This window comes from uncultured Veillonella sp. (genome assembly GCF_963551295.1).
In the GTDB taxonomy this organism is placed as follows: Bacteria; Bacillota; Negativicutes; order Veillonellales; family Veillonellaceae; genus Veillonella.
Genome location: NZ_CAUVFT010000057.1, coordinates 1 through 3169, shown reverse-complemented (window position 1 = coordinate 3169; position 3169 = coordinate 1). Strand labels below are relative to the sequence as shown.

Annotated in this window: 5 protein-coding genes; all 5 read right to left on the bottom strand. The window is 39.3% G+C overall.

Features of this window, described 5'->3' with window-relative positions:
* Positions 1 to 38: 38 nt before the first annotated feature.
* A complete protein-coding gene (locus RYO55_RS09620; protein ID WP_082158296.1) occupies positions 39 to 413 on the bottom strand; it encodes a hypothetical protein in 375 nt (124 codons plus the stop codon).
* A gap of 224 nt (positions 414 to 637) precedes the next feature.
* Positions 638 to 1012: a 50S ribosomal protein L17 gene (gene rplQ, locus RYO55_RS09615; RefSeq protein WP_081456083.1), complete on the bottom strand. Its 375-nt coding sequence runs from the start codon at positions 1010 to 1012 to the stop codon at positions 638 to 640.
* A gap of 25 nt (positions 1013 to 1037) precedes the next feature.
* Positions 1038 to 2021 (bottom strand): DNA-directed RNA polymerase subunit alpha, encoded by a 984-nt coding sequence (locus RYO55_RS09610; protein ID WP_049248931.1) that lies wholly within the window; start codon positions 2019 to 2021, stop codon positions 1038 to 1040.
* Between the two features lie 26 nt (positions 2022 to 2047).
* Complete coding sequence (gene rpsD / locus RYO55_RS09605; RefSeq protein WP_041961250.1) at positions 2048 to 2668, bottom strand: 30S ribosomal protein S4; 621 nt, start codon at positions 2666 to 2668, stop codon at positions 2048 to 2050.
* Between the two features lie 20 nt (positions 2669 to 2688).
* Entirely contained in the window at positions 2689 to 3084 is a 396-nt protein-coding gene (gene rpsK / locus RYO55_RS09600; RefSeq protein WP_049248929.1) for a 30S ribosomal protein S11, read from the bottom strand.
* Between the last annotated feature and the right edge of the window lie 85 nt (positions 3085 to 3169).

The following is a 3169-nucleotide window of genomic DNA, read 5'->3' as shown; positions in this document are numbered from 1 at the left end:
ATTCAAGGATACTCAAATTGACCAATCTCATTATCAGCCTAATCACGACCACGCTTTTTCAGTTGTTCATATTCACTTGGCGTCAAAATCCAAACTTCTCTTACCTGATTCTGATGATTCAAAAAAACACCTACAGGTTGCCCTACATATCCTTGTAATCGATTTTTAGTAATAAATCTATTGTGAGTATCCTTAATTCGAATACTTTCTAAAGCTTCAGTTTCAGTTCTATTGCTTCCAAGTAGCCCCAGAGTCAAAATCTGAGTCCAACTCCATCCATCGCCAGCCAATACGATATCTGGATAATTAACTTGTTTCAGTACAGCTAAACGAATATCAGAAGGTAAAACTCGAGCAGCCCAAACCTGAGAACCTATAAATAACGTCAACCCCAATACCAATAACTTCTTCATATAACACCCATTCGTATTTCCTAACATTTAAACTAGTAGACCATGATAAGCCTAACGCAATGCAAAGTGTAGCATAAATGAACACCTTAACACGACTTAAAGGAATCTGACTTTCATGAAATTACTTACATACAAAAATTTTAATTAGAACTAAATATCCCAGATCATCTAGACGCTTCTAGCAAATACGCAAAAAAGCCGGTCAAAAAGTGACCGGCTTTATATTACTCATCCCGTGCATCAGCTTTATCAACCAGCTCAACCAAAGCCAGCGGCGCATTATCACCTTGACGGAATCCACATTTTAAAATACGAATATAGCCGCCATTACGAGACATAAAACGTTGCCCTAAATCATCAAATAGCTTAACTACCACATCACGATCACGTGTTCGATTGAAAGCCAATCTACGATTTGCTAAAGATGGTTTCTTACCTAAAGTAATTAACGGCTCTACAACTCGGCGAAGTTCTTTTGCTTTAGGCAAAGTTGTCACGATAGATTCATGAACCAACAAAGAATTTGCCATATTCCTTAACATTGCAGCCCTATGACTACTAGTCCTATTTAATTTACGATTACCATTGCGATGGCGCATACTATTATCCTTTAATATTCAAACTTTAAGGCTTCTCTAAATTTATTGGAGGCCATGCTTCAAGTTTTGAACCAAGAGTCAATCCTTTAGAAGCAAGAACTTCTTTAATTTCATTTAAAGACTTCCTACCCAAGTTTGGTGTTTTTAACAACTCTGTCTCAGTACGCTGAATCAAATCACCAATATAATAGATATCTTCAGCTTTCAGGCAGTTAGCAGACCGTACTGTTAATTCCAAATCATCTACAGGACGTAATAAAATAGGATCAATAGGTGGAGCTACTTCCTCAACTTCCTCAATAGGAGTGCCTTGCAAATCAGCAAATACAGCCATCTGATCAATCAATATTCGAGCAGCACTACGAACTGCTTCTTCTGGCTCTAAAGAACCATCCGTTTCAATATCTAAGACTAACCGATCAAGATCTGTTCGCTGCTCCACTCGCGCAGGCTCAACATCAAAGCTAACACGAGCAATAGGAGAGAAACTTGCATCCAATTGAATAGATCCAATATTATTTTCATTCCCTGATTTTTTCCGTCCTACAACAGATTGGTAACCGCGGCCTTTCTCGACCTTAATTTCCATTTCAATGTCAGCATTATCGGACAAATGACAAATAACATGATTAGGATTTATAACTTCAGCATCATGTGGCAACTCAATATCACTTGCCAACACCACACCTGAACCTGACTTCTTCAACCTCAGACGCACTTCATTTCGGCCATGCAGTTTAAATATTATACCCTTAATATTTAACAACACATCAACAACATCTTCTTGAATACCATCTAATGTAGAATATTCATGTAACACACCTGTTATTGAAACCTCTGTCGGTGCAAAGCCATCCATAGATGATAATAAGATGCGACGCAACGCATTACCTAAAGTATGACCAAATCCCCGCTCAAATGGTTGCATCGACACTTTTGCGCGAGTAGGTGATATAGTGCTAACATCAATTTGCCTAGGCTTCAAGAATTCGGAAGTGCTATTATGCATTTAGCTGTCCCTCTTTAAGCTAGTATTTACTTGGAATAGAATTCCACCACTAGCTGTTCATTAATATCACCAGTTAACTCTGAACGGTCGGGCATATTTTTAAAAATACCTTCCATTTTTCCAGTATCAACAGCAACCCAGCCAGGCAAACCAATCTGAATAGCCAACCCTAGCGCTTCCTGAATTCGAACCTGTTTTTTAGCCTTCTCTCGAACAGCAACAACATCACCTGGTTGAACTTGAAAAGAAGGGATATTTACGACATGTCCATTAACGACAATAGCCTTATGAGCAACCAATTGTCGCGCTTCTGCTCTCGTAGACCCGAAACCCATACGATAAACCACATTATCTAAACGGGATTCTAATAGTTGCAATAACAATTCCCCTGTAGAGCCTTTTCTTCTAGAAGCTTCCGCAAAATATCGTCTAAATTGACGTTCTAATACACCATAAATACGGCGTATTTTTTGCTTTTCACGCAACTGCAGACCATACCCCGAAAGCCGTGCTTTTTTTGCACCATGCTGACCAGGAGCTGAGTCAAATTTACACTTAGATTCTACTGAACGACGAGCACTTTTTAGGAACAAATCAGTCCCTTCTCGACGAGCCAATTTACATTTAGGGCCAATATACCGTGCCATAATTCCAATCACTCCAAATTCTAAATACGACGTTTTTTAGGTGGACGACAGCCATTATGTGGCAATGGCGTCACATCTGTAATGCTAGTTATTTTAAAACCCAGAGCATTCAAAGCACGGACAGATGACTCTCGACCAGGGCCCGGTCCTTTAATACGCACTTCTAAATTCTTGATACCATACTCTTGGGCAACTTTACCAGCTGTTTCTGCTGCAACTTGAGCAGCGAATGGTGTACTTTTGCGCGAACCTTTAAAACCGGCACCACCAGAAGTAGCCCAAGATAATGCATTCCCTTGGCGATCGGTAATAGTAATGATAGTATTATTGAAAGATGCATGAACATGCACAATACCTTCACTAATAGTCTTGCGTACTTTTTTACGTACACGCAAAGCTGTGTTTGCTTTTGCCATTAAACTAATCCTTTAAAATTTATTTTTTACCTGCAATAGCTTTTCTTGGACCTTTACGTGTACGAGCATTTGTTTTAGTACGCTG